The sequence below is a fragment of the Agromyces terreus genome (genome assembly GCF_009749465.1).
Lineage (GTDB): Bacteria > Actinomycetota > Actinomycetes > Actinomycetales > Microbacteriaceae > Agromyces > Agromyces terreus.
The window spans coordinates 689273-707341 of the sequence record NZ_WBIS01000001.1; the positions used below are offsets into that span (position 1 = coordinate 689273).

The following is an 18069-nucleotide window of genomic DNA, read 5'->3' on the forward strand; positions in this document are numbered from 1 at the left end:
GCACCCGAGAGAAGAGAGAACGAGCGAATGTCAGTACCTACCTTCGGTGGCCCCGCTTCCGGTGGAACCGCATTCACCGGCGTCCAGGCGCCGGGTTCGCGGTACATCCTGCCGAGCTTCGAGGAGCGCACGGCCTACGGCTACAAGCGTCAGGATCCGTACGCCAAGCTGTTCGAGGACCGCATCATCTTCCTCGGCGTCCAGGTCGACGACGCGTCGGCCGACGACATCATGGCCCAGCTCCTGGTGCTCGAGTCGATGGACCCCGACCGCGACATCATCATGTACATCAACTCGCCCGGCGGCTCGTTCACGGCCATGACGGCGATCTACGACACGATGCAGTACATCCGCCCGGAGGTCATGACGGTCGTGCTCGGCCAGGCTGCCTCCGCGGCGGCGGTGCTTGCTGCGGCCGGCACGCCGGGCAAGCGTCTGGCGCTGCCGAACGCCCGCGTGCTGATCCACCAGCCCGCGATGGGCGAGGCCGGCCACGGCCAGGCATCCGACATCGAGATCCAGGCCGCCGAGATCCTGCGCATGCGTTCGTGGCTCGAGTCGACGCTCTCGCGCCACTCGAACCGCACTCCCGAGCAGGTCAACGTCGACATCGACCGCGACAAGATCCTCTCCGCCCAGGAGGCGCTCGAGTACGGCCTCATCGACCAGGTCCTGACCTCGCGCAAGACGCTTCCCGCCATCACGAGCTGACGGTCGCGACGACCGACGGATGCCCCGGCGAGAGCGCCGGGGCATCCGTCGTGTCCGGGCATCCGACCGAGCCGGTGTGAAACCGGACCGTGCGTTCGCCCGGCGCGAACCGACGCGCGGCGGATCCGGGCGAGTCTGGCCGCTGCACGCCGATCTCGGGCTAGGCTCGGAACAGACTCGTCGACAGGGAGGGTTCGATGGCACGCATCGGAGAGAGCGCCGATCTGCTCAAGTGCTCGTTCTGCGGAAAGAGCCAGAAGCAGGTCCAGCAGCTCATCGCCGGACCCGGCGTCTACATCTGCGACGAGTGCGTCGAGCTCTGCAACGAGATCATCGAGGAGCGCCTCGCCGAGGCCGGCGAGGCCCCGGCCGGCGAGTTCGAGCTCCCGAAGCCGAAAGAGATCTTCGCCTTCCTCGAGGAGTACGTCATCGGTCAGGACGCCGCGAAGAAGGCGCTCGCGGTCGCCGTCTACAACCACTACAAGCGGGTCCGTGCCAAGGCGACGCTCACCACCGCCGATCGCGCCGGCGACGACGTCGAGATCGCGAAGTCGAACATCCTGCTCATCGGCCCGACCGGCTGCGGCAAGACCTATCTCGCGCAGACCCTCGCCAAGCAGCTCAACGTACCGTTCGCGGTCGCCGACGCCACCGCGCTCACCGAGGCGGGCTACGTCGGCGAAGACGTCGAGAACATCCTCCTCAAGCTGATCCAGGCCGCCGACTACGACGTCAAGCGCGCCGAGACCGGCATCATCTACATCGACGAGGTCGACAAGATCGCCCGCAAGGCCGAGAATCCGTCGATCACGCGCGACGTCTCAGGCGAGGGCGTGCAGCAGGCGCTCCTGAAGATCCTCGAGGGCACGGTGGCCTCGGTGCCGCCGCAGGGCGGTCGCAAGCACCCGCATCAGGAGTTCATCCAGATCGACACGACGAACGTGCTCTTCATCGTCGCGGGCGCGTTCTCGGGCCTCGAGAGCATCATCTCCTCCCGCGCGGGCAAGCGCGGCATCGGGTTCGGTGCTCCGCTGCACAACAAGGAGAGCGACGCGCAGCTCTTCAGCGAGGTGCTCCCCGAAGACCTCCACAAGTTCGGCCTCATCCCCGAGTTCATCGGTCGTCTGCCCGTCGTCGCGACGGTGACGCCGCTCGACCGCGAGGCGCTCATGGAGATCCTCACCGAGCCGAAGAACGCGCTCGTCAAGCAGTACCAGCGCATGTTCGAGCTCGACGGCGTCGAACTCGACTTCGAAGAGGCGGCGCTGGAGGCGATCGCCGACCTCGCGGTCCTCCGTCAGACGGGGGCGCGCGGACTGCGCGCCATCATGGAGGAGGTCCTCGGGCCGATCATGTTCGAGGTGCCCTCGTCCACGGGCGTCGCACGCGTCGTGGTCACCAAGGCGGCCGTGCTCGACAACGCAGCGCCGACGATCGTGCCGCACGCCAAGGCGCGTCGCGCCGAGAAGTCCGCCTGACCCCGCGCACGGCCATCTTCCATTCGATCGTCGCGGGCGTCATCGCCGCAATCACGGGGTTCGCGAGCTCATTCGCGCTCGTCATCGCCGGATTCGCCGCCGTCGGGGCGAGCGACGCACAGGCGGCGTCGGGTCTGTTCGCCCTCTGCCTGGCCACCGGCATCACCTGCATCGCGCTGCCGATCGCGCTGCGCATCCCCGTCTCGTTCGCCTGGTCGACGCCGGGTGCCGCGCTGCTCGTGTCCGCGGCGGCCACCACCCAGCAGTTCGGCGCCGCCGTCGGGGCATTCCTCGTCTGCGGAGCGCTCATCGTCATCGCCGGTCTCTGGCCCGCGTTCGGGCGCCTCATCACGTCGATCCCCAAGCCCATCGCAGGCGCCATGCTCGCCGGCATCCTGTTCCCGATCTGCATCGCGCCGGTCACCGCCGCCGTCGAGCAGCCCGCGATCGCGATCCCGATGGTGCTGGCCTGGCTGGTGCTCGCCCGACTCGCCCCGCGATGGGCGGTCCCGGCCGCCATGGCGGTCGCGGTGATCGGCATCGCGATCCTCGCCGGACCGACGGTGCTCGAGGCATCCGCAGCACCCTCGTTGCAGTTCGTGCCGCCGATCTTCGATCCGGCCGTGATCGTCGGGCTCGGGCTGCCGCTCTTCGTGGTCACGATGGCCGGACAGAACGTGCCCGGATTCGCCGTCATGAAGACGTTCGGCTACGACGTGCCGCCCAGACCGGTGCTCGTCACGTCGGGGGCCGCGTCCATCGCATCCGCGTTCTTCGGGGGCCACGCGATCAACCTCGCGGCGATCACCGCCGCGATCATGGCGGGGCCCGAGTCGAACCCCGATCCGAAGCGGCGCTGGACGGCAACGGTGGCGGCCGGCGTCTCGTACCTCGTCCTCGGCGTCGGTGCGGGACTCGCCGCCGCGATCGTGCACGCGTCGCCGCCGATCATCATCACCGCGGTCGCGGGGCTGGCGTTGCTCGGCGCGCTCGTCACCTCGATCACGGGGTCGCTCGAGGAGCCGTCGTCGCGGATCGCGGCGATCAGCACCTTCCTGGTCACCGCGTCCGGCATCGCGGTCGCCGGCATCGGGTCCGCGTTCTGGGGTCTCGTCGTCGGCGGCCTCATGCTCGTCTGGCTGCGTGCGCGGGCTCCGAGCAGCTGAGGAGCGGATGCCGCGCGCGGCACGCGTTCCTGACGACTCCGCGTCGGGTCAGGCGAGGTCGTCGTCGGTGCGTGCGCCGAAGACGATCTCGTCCCAGCTCGGCATCGACGCGCGGCCCTTCTTCGGCGCCCGGTTCGTCGAGCTCGGATTCGCGGAGGCCTTACCGCCCCAGAGGGAGCGCGAAGGGTTCGACGCGGGTTCCTCGCGAGACTCGTGCTCGGCCGCGGGGGACTGGTCCTCGATCATGTCGGGCAACGTCAGCTCGGGCTGCTCGGGTTCGGCGGCGGAGGCTTCGCGTTCACCGCGCCGGCGACGCAGCGCCTCGAGCAGGTCGGCGGTCTCGCCCATGGCCTGGGCCGGCTCGTCCGCCCGCTTGATCGCGGCGCGAGACACGGCCGGGCTCGAGACCGGCGGCGTCGACCGGGCGTAGGGGAGCGGTTCGAGATGCGGCGCCGTGTCGGCGATCGCGTCGGTCGGCTCCTCGAAGGTGAAGGCCCCGCTGTCGAATCGCGACTCCTCCGAGTCGGGTCCGACGGCACGCAGGCGCGGCATGAGGCCGCCCTTCAACTCGCCCTGCTGCGAGAGCGTCGTGGCCTCGGAGTTCAGCGGCTGCAGCGACTGCTTGCGCGGCTCGAAGCCCCATCGCGCGTCGTGGTCGATGGCGTCGGCGGTGAACTCGAGCTTCACGATCCACCCGCGCTCGTCGTCCTTCCAGCTCGCCCAGCGCTCGCCCTCGGCCCCGAGCTTCGCGAGCCGGTCGCGGATCGCCAGGCCGAACGTGACGGGCTCGTCGCCCTCGATGTCGACGACCGCGTGCACGGGGACGGCCAACGCACTCGTCACCACGTGCTCGCGCTCGGCGACGACCGGGCCCTCGAAACGGCGCACGTAGTCCACCGAGGCGCCGGTGACCTGCGCGACATCCTCGGACGACAACCCGGAGCGGATGAGCGACTGGATCTCGCGCGGTGAGGGTTTCGGGCCGGCGTGCGCGTCGGGCTGCGCCTGACGGATGCGGGACTGCAGCACCTCGTCGATCTCGATCCGGAAACGCGCGCCATCGTCGGACGCGGCCAGCAGTGCGCCGTTCTCGACTCCGATTACTTTGAGTTCCTGCATCTCGACAAGCCCTTCCGTGCCTCTGTCTCCGCCCAAGGATGCCACGTCCGCCGCATCCGCCCGGGGAATACTCCGGGCGCGCCGCAAGTTGAGAGGGGCAAATGGTAGACCAGCTCGAATGGTTTGCCAATGGCTGCGTTTTGATGCAGACTATGGCCGCCGAATCTTCGGCGCTGACGAAATGGATGGGAATGGCAACGGATTACGACGCACCACGGAAGACCGAGGACGACTCCGAGTCGATCGAGGCCCTCAAGGAGCGCGTGCCCGACAAGATGTCGGGTGTTGTGGATGTCGAAGACGCCGACAACCCCGGTGGGTTCGACCTGCCCGGTGCCGACCTCTCGGACGTCGAACTCGACGTCGTCGTGCTGCCCCCGCAGGCTGACGAATTCACGTGTGTGAGCTGCTTCCTCGTGAAGCACCGTTCGCAGATCGACCACGAGTCCAAGCTCGGTCCGATCTGCCTGGAGTGCGCGGCTTAGGCATGATCGCCGTGGCGAGGCCACGGGCGATGCAGACGAAGACCTCCGGGTCGGTGCGGGCGAGTCCCGCATCGAAGGCCGGGGGTCTTCGTGATTCCGGGGCCGGCCCCTCGTCGGCGCTGGCCATCACGCCTGCCGGTGCCGCGGACGTGCGGCCGCTACGGACGGTCGGCGCCCGCCCCGGTGGAGCCCAGCCGCGCCGCGTCGACCGCCGCGGCCAGCTCGCTCGCACGGCGGCTCGAGACGAGCCAGTACGGAACCGGGTCGTCCGCGTCGACGATCGGGATGCGCACGACGGGCTTCACCCACCCGCGGATCACGAGGTAGGCCCGCGCGTCGAGGCGTACTCCGGTTTCGGCGCGCGCGTCGGCGTCGAAGGACGCGACGGCGTGGCCGGTGTGCTCGACGGCGATCTCGGCGCGCCCCGCGCGCAGCATCCCGTCGCCGATCTCGATCGTCGGAGACGTGATCGTCAGGGCGCCTGCGGTCGCGCCGTAGAGGATGACGCCGGTCACGATGCCCGCGGGGAGCGAGACCGGCGCCAGCGTGAGGATGCTGGCCGGGATCAGCAGGAGGGGTGCGATGTAGATCCATGCGCTGGGCCACAGGCGTTCACGGTAGTCGGGCATGGCTCTATTCGATCAGACTTCTGCACTACCCTCGAACGGTGACCGATTCCGTCGAGGTGCTCATCACCGCTGACCGCGTCCCCTCGTACGCCCACCCCGGCGATGCCGGGGCCGACCTGCACGCCGCCGAATCCGTGGTGCTCGAGCCCGGGCAGCGGGCGACCGTGGCCACCGGGGTCGCGATCGCGCTGCCCGACGGCTACGTCGGCTTCGTCGTGCCGCGCTCGGGGCTCGCGTTCAAGCACGGCATCACGATCGTCAATGCACCGGGCACCATCGATGCGGGCTACCGCGGCGAGATCAAGGTCGCGCTGCTGAACACCGACTCGGGTGCGGCGCACACGATCGAGGCGGGCGATCGCATCGCCCAACTCGTGGTCATGCCGGTGAGCCGTGCTCGGTTCATCGAGGTCGAGCGGCTCCCCGGGAGCCAGCGCGGCGAGGGGGGATTCGGCTCCACCGGTTTCGGTGAGCACAAGTCAGGAGTGAACGCGTGAGCGATATCGAGAACATCGACGACGTCCCCGTCGACCAGCCCAAGTCCGCACCCGAGGACCGCGCCGAGGCCGGCCCCTTCGACGAGTCCGAGGCGAACCCCGTTCGCCCGTACGTCGATCTCGGCGGGGTGAAGGTGCTGCCGCGCGAGGGCCTGCACGTGCGCCTCGAGGTCGAGGAGGGCACCAAGCGCGTCGTCGCGATCGGCCTCGACTACGCGAACTCGACGCTGCAGGTGCAGCCGTTCGCCGCTCCGCGCAAGAGCGGGCTCTGGCACGAGATCCGGGCGCAGATCGCCGACCAGATCGCGCGTCAGGGCGGCACGACGACCGTCCGCGAGGGCGTCTTCGGCCCCGAGGTCCTGGCGCAGATCCCCGTCGCGGCCGCCGAGGGCCAGACCGGCCACCAGCGGCTCGCGCGATTCATCGGCGTCGACGGCCCGCGCTGGTTCCTGCGCGGGGTGATCGCCGGAGAGGCGGCGGTCGACCCCACGGCGGCCGCGAAGATCGAAGACCTCTTCCGCTCGATCGTCGTGGTGCGCGGCACCACCCCGATGCCGCCGCGCGACCTCATCCCGCTGCGCATGCCCACGGCCTCGGCCGGGTCGCCCACCGCGTGAGCATGGCACGCCCCCCGCAACCACGTCCCGAGGGCGACGAGAGCGCGGATGCCTCGAACGACGACGCGAGCCCGAACGAGTTCGCCCGCCAGTTCGCGGCGGCCGCGGAGAAGAGCGGACTGGGCGCCCTCGCGCGCGACGAGAAGCTGAGCGGCCACGATCTGCTCCGGGCGGTCGGCGGCGTGCGCGGCGTGCTCGAGGCGCTCCTGCCCGGACTCGTGTTCCTCGTGTCCTACGCGCTGCTCACGAGCGTCGCGGCCTGGCCGACGCAGACCGCACTCGTGCCCTCCCTCGCGGCATCCGTGGGTCTCGCCGTGGTCTTCACGGTCGTGCGCATCGCGACCAAGGGCCAGCCCACGCAGGCGATCGCCGGCCTCATCGGCGTCATCGCCTCGGCCGCGCTCTCGCTGTGGTCCGGTGACGCACGCGACAACTACGTCCTCGGCTTCTTCACGAACGCGGCCTACGTGATCGCCCTGCTCGTCTCGATGCTGATCCGCTGGCCCGCGATCGGAGTGATCGTCGGCTTCCTGATGGGCGACGGCACCGCGTGGCGGAGCGATCGTCGCAAGATGCGGGTCGCCCAGTTCCTCACGCTCGTCTGGATCGGCCTGTTCGCGGCACGCCTCCTCGTCCAGGTTCCGCTGTACCTCGTCGACAACGTCGCCGCCCTCGGCGTGTCCCGCCTGCTCATGGGCGTGCCGCTCTACGCGCTCGTGCTCGTCTTCACCTGGCTCGTCGTGAGGGCCGTCTACCCGTCTGCGCCTCGTTCCGCCGAGTGATAGAGTTATCTCGACGTCAAGATAAATTCCGCGGCAGTGCGGAGCCGATCGGACGACGGACCGCTTAGGTAACCCTTGCTGGATCGGTCCTGTGCCCAGCGGCGAAGATGGAGTGTTGCGCGTGCGTTCGCGCGGCACCCGCGAAGGAGAGGACATCGTGTCTGCAGTGAACAGTTTTGGGGCGAAGGACACGCTCCGAGTCGGCGACACCTCGTACGAGATCTATCGGCTGGACACGGTTCCCGGCCATGAGAAGCTTCCGTTCAGCCTGAAGGTGCTGCTCGAGAACCTGCTTCGCACCGAAGACGGCGCGAACGTCACCAAGCAGCAGATCGAGGCGCTCGGCTCCTGGGTTCCCACGGCCGATCCCGACACCGAGATCCAGTTCACGCCGGCCCGCGTGGTCATGCAGGACTTCACCGGCGTCCCGTGCATCGTCGACCTCGCGACCATGCGCGAGGCGGTCGTGGCGCTCGGCGGCGACCCCGACAAGATCAATCCGCTCTCGCCGGCCGAGATGGTCATCGACCACTCCGTCATCGCCGACCTCTTCGGCACCGAGAACGCCCTCGAGCGCAACGTCGAGATCGAGTACGAGCGCAACGGCGAGCGCTACCAGTTCCTCCGCTGGGGACAGACCGCATTCGACGACTTCAAGGTCGTGCCGCCGGGCACCGGCATCGTTCACCAGGTCAACATCGAGCACCTCGCGAAGGTCATCTACGACCGCAGCGTCGACGGCGTGCTGCGCGCATACCCCGACACCTGCGTCGGCACCGACTCGCACACGACCATGGTCAACGGGCTGGGCGTGCTCGGCTGGGGCGTCGGCGGCATCGAGGCCGAAGCGGCGATGCTCGGCCAGCCCGTCTCGATGCTGATCCCCAAGGTGGTCGGCTTCAAGCTCTCGGGCGCGATCCCGACCGGCGTGACGGCGACCGACGTCGTCCTCACCATCACCGACATGCTCCGCAAGCACGGCGTGGTCGGCAAGTTCGTGGAGTTCTACGGCTCCGGCGTGGCCTCGGTCCCGCTTGCGAACCGCGCGACCATCGGCAACATGAGCCCCGAGTTCGGGTCCACCGCCGCGATGTTCCCCATCGACGACGTGACCATCGACTACCTCCGCCTGACCGGCCGGAGCGAGCAGCAGCTCGCCCTCGTCGAGTCGTACGCCAAGGTGCAGAAGCTCTGGCACGATGCCGACAACGAGCCGGTCTTCAGCGAGTACATGGAGCTCGACCTCGCGACGGTCGTCCCCTCGATCGCCGGACCCAAGCGCCCGCAGGACCGCATCGAGCTCTCCGATTCGAAGTCGGCGTTCGAGAGCGCGCTGCTCGACTACGCCACGGTCGAGCACGATCTGGTCGACCTCGAGGGCTCGGAGTCGTTCCCGGCGTCCGACGCCCCCGGCAACTCGCCCGAAGACGAGTACTCCCAGCACCTCCACACGCACCGCAGCCACGCGCCCGCGACCGTGTCGAAGCCGACCGACGTCACGCTCGCGTCCGGCGAGAACTTCGTGCTCGACCACGGTGCCGTGGCGATCGCCGCCATCACGTCGTGCACCAACACGTCGAACCCGTCGGTGATGCTCGCCGCCGGCCTCCTCGCCCGAAACGCGGCGAAGAAGGGCCTCAAGGCGAAGCCGTGGGTCAAGACCACGCTGGCCCCCGGGTCGAAGGTCGTCACCGACTACTACGAGAAGGCCGGGCTGACCGACGACCTCGAGGCTCTGGGCTTCTACACCGTCGGCTACGGCTGCACCACGTGCATCGGAAACTCCGGTCCGCTCCTCGACGAGATCTCGGCCGCGGTCAACGACTCCGACCTCGCCGTCACCGCGGTGCTCTCCGGCAACCGCAACTTCGAGGGCCGCATCAACCCCGACGTCAAGATGAACTACCTCGCGAGCCCGCCTCTGGTGATCGCGTACGCCCTCGCCGGTTCGATGAACTTCGACTTCGAGGCCGATGCCCTCGGCACCGACCACGACGGCAACGACGTGTTCCTGAAGGACATCTGGCCCGACGCCGCCGAGGTGCAGCACACCATCGACACGTCGATCAACACCGACATGTTCGTCACGCAGTACGCGAGCGTGTTCGAGGGCGACGAGCGCTGGCGCGGTCTCGACACGCCCACGGGGTCGACGTTCGAATGGAACGAGGCGTCCACCTACGTCCGCAAGCCGCCGTACTTCGACGGCATGACGATGGAGACGACGCCGGTCGCCGACATCTCGGGCGCACGCGTGCTCGCCAAGCTGGGGGACTCGGTCACGACCGACCACATCTCGCCCGCCGGCAACATCAAGGCCGACAGCCCCGCTGGGCGGTACCTCGCAGAGCACGGCGTCGAGCGCAAGGACTTCAACTCCTACGGCTCCCGTCGCGGCAACCACGAGGTCATGATCCGCGGCACCTTCGCGAACATCCGTCTGAAGAACCAGCTCCTCGACGGCGTCGAGGGCGGCTTCACGCGCGACTTCACGAAGCCCGATGCGCCTCAGTCGTTCATCTACGACGCCAGCCAGAACTACCAGGCCGAAGGCACTCCGCTCGTCATCTTCGGCGGCAAGGAGTACGGTTCCGGTTCCTCGCGCGACTGGGCGGCGAAGGGCACGAGCCTGCTCGGCGTCAAGGCCGTCATCACCGAGAGCTTCGAGCGCATCCACCGTTCGAACCTCATCGGCATGGGCGTCGTGCCGCTCCAGTTCCCGGCCGGTGAGAGCTGGTCCTCGCTCGGTCTCGACGGCACCGAGGTCGTGTCGATCTCCGGCCTCGAAGCGCTGAACGACGGCGTCACCCCGAAGACCGTGCACGTCGTCGCGGCACCCAGCGAGCACTCGCCCGAGGGCAAGCAGGTCGTCGAGTTCGACGCGGTCGTCCGCATCGACACGCCGGGTGAGGCCGAGTACTACCGCAACGGCGGCATCCTCCAGTACGTCCTGCGCTCGCTCGTCTGAGCGATCGCACGAGAGCGCCCGTTCGCCCGGCCCGGAGCCTTCCGGTCGGCGAACGGGCGTTCGCCGTCTCAGCGGCGTCTCGCTGCGCCCTGCCCGCCGACGAGACCGTTCGCCCGCCGGCCCAGCCGGTCCGTGAGCGGAGCGGCTCCGGTCCGACCGCGTAGAATGGCGTGATGTTCCTGCCGCTCCGAGGCATGGACGAAAGGTGGTCTCGATGTCGCTTCTCGAGTCGATCGGAGGTCCCCGCGACCTCGACGCGCTCTCGAAGGAGCAGCTCGAACAACTCGCCGTCGAGATCCGCGAACACCTCGTCCGCAACGTCGCGAAGACGGGCGGTCACCTGGGGCCGAACCTCGGCGTGGTCGAACTGACCGTCGCGATGCATCGGGTGTTCGACTCTCCGCGCGACGCGATCGTGTTCGACACCGGTCACCAGTCGTACGTCCACAAGCTCCTCACCGGTCGCCAGGACTTCTCGACGCTCCGACAGCAGGGCGGCCTCGCGGGGTATCCGCAGCGTGCGGAGTCCGAGCACGACATCGTCGAGAGCTCGCACGCCTCGAGCTCCCTGTCGTGGGCCGACGGCATCTCGAGGGCGTTCGCGATGACCGGGCAGGGCGATCGCACGGTCGTCGCGGTGGTGGGCGACGGGGCTCTCACCGGCGGCATGACCTGGGAGGCGCTCAACAACATCAGCGACGACAACAACCGTCGACTGATCATCGTCGTGAACGACAACGGCCGATCCTACGCCCCGACGATCGGCGGCATGGCCCGGTTCCTCAACGGCGTCCGCACACGGCGCAGCTATCGCAACCTCTATCTGACCAGCCAGCGGGCCTTCGACAAGCTCGGCGGGCCGGGCCGGGCCGTCTACCGCGGCATCCGGGGCGGCACGCACGGATTCCTCTCGCGCTTCTCGAACAACGAGGCCCTGTATTCGAACCTCGACATCAAGTACATCGGCCCTGTGCACGGCCATGACGTCTCAGCCATGATCGAAGCCCTCGAGCAGGCCAAGAACTACGGCGCCCCGGTCATCGTGCATGCGATCACCGAGAAGGGCCGCGGCTACGAGCCGGCGCTGAAGGACGTCGCCGATCAGTTCCACGCGGTCGGGCAGATCGACCCGGGCACCGGAGAGTCCCTGGAGACGAGCGGCGCCACGAGCTGGACGAGCGTGTTCGGCGACAGGCTCGTCGAGCTGGCCGCCGAGAACGACCGCATCGTCGGCATCACGGCCGCGATGCTGAGACCGACCGGGCTCCACAAGATGGCCGAGCGATTCCCCGATCGGGTCATCGACGTCGGCATCGCCGAGCAGCACGCGGCGACCTCCGCGGCGGGGCTCGCATTCGGTGGGATGCATCCGGTCGTGGCGATCTACGCCACGTTCATCAACCGGGCGTTCGACCAGGTGCTCATGGACGTCGCGCTTCACAGAGCCGGGGTGACCTTCGTGCTCGATCGCGCGGGCGTGACGGGCCCCGACGGCCCGAGCCACCACGGCGTCTGGGACCTCGCGATCCTGCAGGTGGTGCCCGGCATCCGGCTCGCCGCACCGCGCGACTCGACCCGCCTCGAGGAGGAGCTCGCCGAGGCGGTCGCCGTCGACGACGGGCCGACGGCGCTCCGCTTCCCCAAGGGCAGCGTCGGCCGGTTCTATGACGCGGTCCGCCGCACCGACGACGGGGTCGACGTGCTGCGCGAGGGCCGAGGCAAAGACGTGCTCATCGTCACGGTGGGCCCGATGGCCGGGATCGGGCTCGACGTCGCCGAGCGACTCGCGGCGCAGGGCATCGATGCCACGGTCGTCGATCCGCGCTGGGTCGTTCCCGTCCCGAAGTCCGTCGTGGATCTCTCGGCCGAGCACCGCCTCGTGGTCTGCATCGAAGACGGCATCCGCGTGGGCGGCATCGGCACGCGCATCCGCCAAGACCTCCGCGAGGCGAACGTCGACACCGCGGTGACCGAGGTCGGCCTTCCCGACGAATTCCTCGACCATGCGTCTCGCGCCCAGATCCTGGAGAAGACCCGCCTCACCGCGCAGGACATCGCCCAAGACGTCACCGGCATGGTGCTCGGTTCGAAGCTGCCGTACGCGCGCGGCGTCTCGAGCGACACCGGTTCGTCGACGATCGTCGCCGGCAGCGAACACTGAGGCCGCGTCCCGCGGGCGTCACGCGCCGCAGATCTCCTCGGCGCGCCGTCGGACTGCGCGTCTCGGTCGGCTGATACCCGAGCGCTCGAGGTGTTCGCCCCGTTCGACCCGGGCAGACCGAAGGGGTCGGATCCGCCTGCTGCAGATCCGACCCCTTCGGTTTCGATCGAGTGCTACGCCTCGACGCCGCGGACGGGCGGGTTGTGGAACGTCGACCCGAAGACGCGCTCCGAGGCCCCGACCCGGTCGAGGTACGGCGTGACGCCGCCCATCTGGAACGGGAATCCGGCCCCGAGGATCATGCAGAGGTCGATGTCCTCGGCCGCGGCCACCACCTCGTCGTCGAGCATCAGCTTGATCTCGCGAGCGAGACCGTCTTGGAGCGCCACGAGGATCTCGTCGGTGCTGCGGGGGCTCTTGCCGCCCGCGACGATCTTCAGGGCGCCCTTGTCGAAGCCCTTGACCTTGCCCTTGTCGTCCTTGTCGAGCAGCTTCCCGTAGTCGGCGAGGCGGTGCAGGTTCTCGCTCCGGTAGAACCGGTCGGGGAAGGCCGCGTGGTGCGTGTCGAGCACATGCGCGCCGACCTTGAGACCGACGAGATCGAGCAGCACCGACGGCGCCATCGGCAGGCCGAGGGGCGCGATCGCGGTGTCGACCGTTTCGAACGAGGTTCCCTCGTCGACCGCCTTCATGGCCTCGCCGAGCAGGACGGCGAGGAGGCGGTTCACCACGAACCCGGGAGTGTCGGCCGTGATCACGGCGTTCTTCTTCAGGTTCTTGGCCGTCACCATCGCCGTCGAGAGCGTGGCGTCGTCGGTGCGGGAGGTCTTCACGACCTCGATCAGCGGCATGAGCGCCACCGGGGTGAAGAAGTGGAAGCCGACGAGCCGTTCGGGGTGGGCGAGCTTGGCGCCGATCTGCTCCACGGAGAGCGATGAGGTGTTCGTGGCGAGCACCGCCTCGGGGGAGATGAACTGCTCGACTTCGGCGAAGACGTCCTGCTTGATCTCGAGCTCCTCGAAGACGGCTTCGATGACCCAGTCGCAATCGGCGAAGTCGGCCTTGTCGGTCGTGCCGGTGACGAGCGCCTTCAGACGGTTCGCCTCGTCGGGGGAGATTCGGCCCTTGCCGAGCAGGGCGTCGATCTCATCGGCGATGTAGGCCACGCCCTTGTCGACGCGTGCCCGGTCGATGTCGGTGATGACGACGGGCACCCGCAGGCGGCGGACGAAGAGCAGGGCGAGCTGGCTGGCCATGTATCCGGCGCCGAGCACGCCGACCTTGGTGACCTTCTTCGCGATCGCCTTGTCGGGGGCGCCGGCCGGGCGCTTCGCACGCTTCTGCACGAGGTTGAACGAGTAGATCGACGCCTGCAGCTGATCGCCGGCGATGAGGTCGGCGAGCACCTCGTCCTCGCGCTGGAAGCCCTCGGCGCGGGTGCCGCTCTTCGCGGCCTTCATGAGGTCGAGCGCCGCGTACGGGGCCTGCGGCACCGTGCCGATGCGCTTGGCGAGCATGTCGCGCGCGACCTTGATCGCGATGTCCCACTTGGCGAGCCGCTCGAGCTTGCCCGGCTCGTTCGGACGCTTGACCTTGACGGTGCCGCCGATGACCCCGTCGGCCCACTTCAGCGAATCCTCGAGGTAGCTGACCGACGGGAAGATCGCATCGGCGATGCCGAGATCGAAGGCGTCCTGCGCCTTCATGGTGCGGTTCTGCTTCAGCGGGTTCTCGATGATCACCTTGAGGGCGTTCTCGATGCCGATGAGGTTCGGGAGGATCGTCGCGCCGCCCCAGCCGGGGATCAGACCGAGGAAGACCTCGGGAAGCGCGAGCGCCGGTGCGGATGCATCCACCGTGCGGTAGTCGGCGTGCAGCCCGATCTCGAGGCCTCCGCCGAGGGCCAGCCCGTTCGTGAAGGCGAACGACGGCACTCCGACCTCGGAGAGCTTGCTGAGCGCGTGGTGGCCGAGCTGGACGAACTTCTTCGCCGTCTCCTTGTCGGGGATCTCGGCGACCTTGGACAGATCGGCGCCGGCGGCGAGGATGAACGGCTTGCCGGTCACCGCGACGGCGTCGATCTCGCCCGCGGCGGCCCTGGCCTTGAGGGCGTCGAGCGTGCTCGCGTACTCGAGCAGCGTGGCCGCGCCGAGCGTGTTGGGCCGCGTGTGGTCGCGGCCGTTGTCGAGGGTGACGAGCGCGAGGATCTTGCCCGAGGGGAGGCGGATGTCGCGGACGTAGGAGTGCGTCACGACCTCGTCGTCGCCCGCGAGGGCGACGAGCGAGTCGAAGTCGATGGTCGAGTAGTCGGTCATGCGCGCTTCTTCGCCTTCTTGTCGAAGTTCGGGTTCTCCCAGATCATGGTGCCGCCCTGGCCGAGGCCGACGCACATGCTCGTGATGCCGTAGCGCACGTCGGGCCGCTCGGTGAACTGGCTGGCGAGCTGGTTCATCAATCGGACGCCCGACGAGGCGAGCGGGTGGCCGACCGCGATCGCGCCGCCCCAGGGGTTGACGCGGGGGTCGTCGTCGGCGATGCCGTAGTGGTCGAGGAACGAGAGCACCTGCACCGCGAACGCCTCGTTCATCTCGAAGAGGTCGATGTCGTCGATGGTCAGGCCGGCCTTGCGGAGCGCCTTCTCGGTGGCGGGGATCGGGCCGATGCCCATGATCTCGGGGTCGACGCCGGCGAAGGCGTAGCTGACGAGCTTCATCTTCGGCGCGAGGCCGAGTTCCTTCGCGGTGTCGCCGGAGGCGAGCAGGGCGGCGGTGGCGCCGTCGTTGAGTCCCGAGGCGTTGCCGGCGGTGACGCGCCCGTGCGGGCGGAACGGGGTCTTCAGGCCCGCGAGGCCCTCGAGCGTGGTCTCGGGGCGCATGACCTCGTCCTGCGTGGCGAGCCCCCAGCCCTGCTCGGTGCGGATGGCGACGGGCACGAGGTCCTGCTGGATCTTGCCCGCGCCGTACGCGGCGGCCGTCTTCTGCTGGCTGGCGAGCGCGAAGCGGTCGCTGCGTTCCTTCGTGAGCTGGGGGAACCGGTCGTGGATGCGCTCGGCGGTCGCACCCATGACGAGCGCGTCCTCGCCGACGAGCCGCTCGGAGAGGAAGCGGGGGTTCGGGTCCACGCCCGAGCCCATGGGGTGGTGTCCCATGTGCTCGACGCCGCCCGCGATGGCGAGGTCGTACATGCCGAATCCGATGGACCCGGCCATCATGGCCGCGGCGGTCATCGCGCCGGCGCACATGCGGTCGATCGAGAAGCCGGGAACGGTCTTCGGCAGGCCCGCGAGGATCGCCGCGGTACGGCCGAGCGTGAGGCCCTGGTCACCGGTCTGGGTCGTCGCCGCGATCGCCACCTCGTCGATGCGGTCCTTCGGGACGTTCGGGTTGCGTTCGAGGAGTCCGACGATCGCCTTCACGACGAGATCGTCGGCCCGGGTGTTCCAATACATGCCCTTTTCGCCGGCCTTGCCGAACGGAGTACGGACTCCGTCGACGAACACGACATCAGCTTGATGTGCCACGCTGCAGCTCACTTTCGATCTGGATGCCTCGATCCTACGAACGTGCCTGAAGGCGGCCTGAATCGCTTGACGGTTCCTACGAAACGGGCTTCTCGGCATCGAGGACCGCTTGTGACGCCTCCACAAAGGCGAGCGAGATCTTCTGTGCCGTAGCGTCAATCTGCCAGCGTCGTGCGCCGAGCCGTTCGAGTTGAGCCCCGACCGCACCGGCGTCGAGCTCCGTGGGCGGATGCCACGCGAGGCGCCGAAGGTGATCGGGGGTGAGCAGGTTCTCGACCGGCATCTCGAACGTCTCGGCGATCTCGGTCACGGCGGCCTTGGCGAGACGGAGCCGCGCGTCGGCCTCGGGGTTGCGCATCGCCCAGGCCCGCGGGGGAGGTGGAGCATCGTTCGGAACGCGCGTGGCGGGCAGGTCCTCGGAGGACAGGCCGCGTTCGACGGCCACCCACCACCGATCGAGCTCGGTGCGGCTCGCGCGGCCGGTGAACGCCTTGAGATCGGCGAGACCCTTGCGGGTGCGGGGGAGTGCCTTGACGACGGCGAGGAGCGACGCATCGGGGACCAACCGCCCGGGTGCGACATCCGTGCGGGAGGCCAGATCGTCGCGCGCCAGCCAGAGCTCTCGGGCGACGGCGAGGTTGCGGGGCGAGCGGACGCCGTGGATGCCCGAGAGGCGACGCCAGGGCTCGGGCCCGACGGGCTTCGGCTCGCGGTGGAGCACCGCGTCGAACTCCTCGGCGGCGAGGGCGCTCTTCCCGGTCTCGTCCAGGCGCTCGACGAGACGGTCGCGGACATCGACGAGGAGTTCCACGTCGAGAGCGGCATATGTGAGCCACGGCTGAGGGAGGGGGCGTGTCGACCAGTCGGCGGCCGAGTGCTCCTTCGCGAGATGGATGCCGAGGAGTTCCTCGACGACGGCGGCGAGGCCGACCCGGGGCATGCCGAGCAGGCGCGCGGCCAGTTCGGTGTCGAAGATGCGAGCCGGATCGAGGCCCACCTCGCGGAGGCAGGCGAGGTCCTGGCTCGCGGCGTGCAGCACCCACTCCTCCTCGGAGATGACGGCCTCCAGCGCGGAGAAGTCGGGGATCTGCGGGGGATCGAACAGGAACGTTCCCGCTCCCCGTCGGTACATCTGGATCAGGTAGGCGCGCTGCGAGTACTTGAATCCGCTCGCGCGCTCCGCATCGACGGCGATCGGTCCTTCGCCGTCGGCCATGCGACGGACGGCGTCCTCGAAGTCGGCGGGTGTCTCGATGACCCGCAATTCATCCACGATCGGACCTCCGTCTGGGCAGAGCGGTCACCCCCTCGGATCGAGGAGGCAGCCCTGCCAGCATGCACAACAGTTCGCTCCAGCCTTCCACATGCGCGGCGATGCCGGCATCGAGCGGCGTCCAGGAGGCCCGCAACTCGATCTGCGCTCCGTCGCCCTGGCGGGCCAGTTCCCCGAATCCGGTGGAGAGGATCTTCGTCGCGGTGCCGGAAGCCGCCACGTAGTTCGCCCCGCGAGCGTCGAGGGCGTCGACGAGCCAGGACCAGGCGACATCCGCCAGAAACGGATCGAGGCCGATGTCGGTCTCGAGCGGCGCCTGAGCGAAGCAGACGATGCGGAACCGACCGCCCCAGGGCTCGGGTTCCATCGGGTCGTAGAGCAGCACGAATCGACCGGTGCCGAGTTCCGAGTCGTCGCCGTGCGGCCCCGGGGACGGGGTGACATCGGCGGAGAGCGCCACCGCGAACGGGGCGAGCGAGCCCGGTGCGGGAATCTCCTGGACGCGCAATTCGGCTCGCGGGGATGCCGCACGCAGAGACTGGAGTGCGGCCTCGAACTCAGGGGGGTGATGCGTCGAGGAGTCGGGCACGAGTGCAGACTAGAGTCTCGACGAGGGTGCGCCGCGGCGGCACGCCGCCCCGGGTGACACCGATTCGAGCTTCG

15 protein-coding genes are annotated in these 18069 nt (G+C 69.0%); 9 read left to right on the forward strand and 6 right to left on the reverse strand.

Features of this window, described 5'->3' with window-relative positions:
• The first annotated feature begins 27 nt into the window (after positions 1-27).
• The 3 genes from GQQ92_RS03100 (at position 28) to GQQ92_RS03110 (ending at position 3355) form a co-directional block, all read left to right on the forward strand.
• Complete coding sequence (locus GQQ92_RS03100; RefSeq protein WP_156997740.1) at positions 28-711, forward strand: ATP-dependent Clp protease proteolytic subunit; 684 nt, start codon at positions 28-30, stop codon at positions 709-711.
• A gap of 197 nt (positions 712-908) precedes the next feature.
• On the forward strand, positions 909-2189 hold the full coding sequence (clpX, locus tag GQQ92_RS03105; protein ID WP_156997741.1) for an ATP-dependent Clp protease ATP-binding subunit ClpX: 1281 nt from the start codon (positions 909-911) through the stop codon (positions 2187-2189).
• A 14-nt stretch (positions 2190-2203) separates the two neighbouring features.
• Complete coding sequence (locus GQQ92_RS03110; RefSeq protein ID WP_156998141.1) at positions 2204-3355, forward strand: benzoate/H(+) symporter BenE family transporter; 1152 nt, start codon at positions 2204-2206, stop codon at positions 3353-3355.
• Between the two features lie 48 nt (positions 3356-3403).
• Here GQQ92_RS03110 and sepH read toward each other — a convergent pair whose 3' ends face one another.
• The gene (gene sepH / locus GQQ92_RS03115; protein ID WP_156997742.1) at positions 3404-4474 is read right to left on the reverse strand and encodes a septation protein SepH; all 1071 of its coding nucleotides are present in this window, start codon (positions 4472-4474) and stop codon (positions 3404-3406) included.
• A 191-nt stretch (positions 4475-4665) separates the two neighbouring features.
• On the opposite strand from sepH, the gene GQQ92_RS03120 reads away from it, so the two are divergent.
• On the forward strand, positions 4666-4959 hold the full coding sequence (locus GQQ92_RS03120; protein ID WP_156998142.1) for a DUF4193 domain-containing protein: 294 nt from the start codon (positions 4666-4668) through the stop codon (positions 4957-4959).
• A gap of 158 nt (positions 4960-5117) precedes the next feature.
• Here GQQ92_RS03120 and GQQ92_RS03125 read toward each other — a convergent pair whose 3' ends face one another.
• Positions 5118-5588 (reverse strand): DUF3093 domain-containing protein, encoded by a 471-nt coding sequence (locus GQQ92_RS03125; protein WP_156997743.1) that lies wholly within the window; start codon positions 5586-5588, stop codon positions 5118-5120.
• Between the two features lie 38 nt (positions 5589-5626).
• Between GQQ92_RS03125 and dut the strand changes: the two genes are divergently transcribed.
• The 5 genes from dut (at position 5627) to dxs (ending at position 12613) form a co-directional block, all read left to right on the forward strand.
• On the forward strand, positions 5627-6085 hold the full coding sequence (gene dut / locus GQQ92_RS03130) for a dUTP diphosphatase (protein ID WP_156997744.1): 459 nt from the start codon (positions 5627-5629) through the stop codon (positions 6083-6085).
• Entirely contained in the window at positions 6082-6702 is a 621-nt protein-coding gene (locus tag GQQ92_RS03135) for a DUF3710 domain-containing protein (protein WP_156997745.1), read from the forward strand. The genes dut and GQQ92_RS03135 overlap by 4 nt, the downstream gene beginning before the upstream one ends.
• A 2-nt stretch (positions 6703-6704) precedes the next feature.
• On the forward strand, positions 6705-7484 hold the full coding sequence (locus GQQ92_RS03140) for a DUF3159 domain-containing protein (RefSeq protein ID WP_156997746.1): 780 nt from the start codon (positions 6705-6707) through the stop codon (positions 7482-7484).
• Positions 7485-7641: 157 nt separating this feature from the next.
• Complete coding sequence (acnA, locus tag GQQ92_RS03145) at positions 7642-10452, forward strand: aconitate hydratase AcnA (protein ID WP_156997747.1); 2811 nt, start codon at positions 7642-7644, stop codon at positions 10450-10452.
• A gap of 214 nt (positions 10453-10666) precedes the next feature.
• Positions 10667-12613 carry a 1-deoxy-D-xylulose-5-phosphate synthase gene (gene dxs, locus GQQ92_RS03150; RefSeq protein ID WP_156997748.1) on the forward strand — a complete coding sequence of 649 codons (1947 nt, stop codon included), beginning with the start codon at positions 10667-10669 and terminating at the stop codon, positions 12611-12613.
• A 173-nt stretch (positions 12614-12786) separates the two neighbouring features.
• Here dxs and GQQ92_RS03155 read toward each other — a convergent pair whose 3' ends face one another.
• The 4 genes from GQQ92_RS03155 to GQQ92_RS03170 all read right to left on the reverse strand — a co-directional run bounded on the left by GQQ92_RS03155 (position 12787) and on the right by GQQ92_RS03170 (position 17995).
• Positions 12787-14928 (reverse strand): 3-hydroxyacyl-CoA dehydrogenase NAD-binding domain-containing protein, encoded by a 2142-nt coding sequence (locus tag GQQ92_RS03155; protein WP_156997749.1) that lies wholly within the window; start codon positions 14926-14928, stop codon positions 12787-12789.
• Positions 14925-16133 carry a thiolase family protein gene (locus tag GQQ92_RS03160; RefSeq protein ID WP_156997750.1) on the reverse strand — a complete coding sequence of 403 codons (1209 nt, stop codon included), beginning with the start codon at positions 16131-16133 and terminating at the stop codon, positions 14925-14927. Before GQQ92_RS03160 ends, GQQ92_RS03155 begins: the two co-directional genes overlap by 4 nt.
• A gap of 76 nt (positions 16134-16209) precedes the next feature.
• The gene (locus GQQ92_RS03165; RefSeq protein WP_156997751.1) at positions 16210-17406 is read right to left on the reverse strand and encodes a ribonuclease D; all 1197 of its coding nucleotides are present in this window, start codon (positions 17404-17406) and stop codon (positions 16210-16212) included.
• Positions 17399-17995 carry a DUF3000 domain-containing protein gene (locus tag GQQ92_RS03170; RefSeq protein WP_156997752.1) on the reverse strand — a complete coding sequence of 199 codons (597 nt, stop codon included), beginning with the start codon at positions 17993-17995 and terminating at the stop codon, positions 17399-17401. The genes GQQ92_RS03165 and GQQ92_RS03170 overlap by 8 nt, the downstream gene beginning before the upstream one ends.
• Positions 17996-18069: the final 74 nt, after the last annotated feature.

What these genes read in the sequence shown, in the direction of transcription:
- GQQ92_RS03100 (WP_156997740.1), top strand. Translation starts at nt 28, where the DNA reads ATGTCAGTACCTACCTTCGGTGGCCCCGCTTCCGGTGGAACCGCATTC.
- clpX (WP_156997741.1), top strand. Translation starts at nt 909, where the DNA reads ATGGCACGCATCGGAGAGAGCGCCGATCTGCTCAAGTGCTCGTTCTGC.
- sepH (WP_156997742.1), bottom strand. Translation starts at nt 4,474, where the DNA reads ATGCAGGAACTCAAAGTAATCGGAGTCGAGAACGGCGCACTGCTGGCC.
- GQQ92_RS03120 (WP_156998142.1), top strand. Translation starts at nt 4,666, where the DNA reads ATGGCAACGGATTACGACGCACCACGGAAGACCGAGGACGACTCCGAG.
- GQQ92_RS03125 (WP_156997743.1), bottom strand. Translation starts at nt 5,588, where the DNA reads ATGCCCGACTACCGTGAACGCCTGTGGCCCAGCGCATGGATCTACATC.
- GQQ92_RS03140 (WP_156997746.1), top strand. Translation starts at nt 6,705, where the DNA reads ATGGCACGCCCCCCGCAACCACGTCCCGAGGGCGACGAGAGCGCGGAT.
- dxs (WP_156997748.1), top strand. Translation starts at nt 10,667, where the DNA reads ATGTCGCTTCTCGAGTCGATCGGAGGTCCCCGCGACCTCGACGCGCTC.
- GQQ92_RS03155 (WP_156997749.1), bottom strand. Translation starts at nt 14,928, where the DNA reads ATGACCGACTACTCGACCATCGACTTCGACTCGCTCGTCGCCCTCGCG.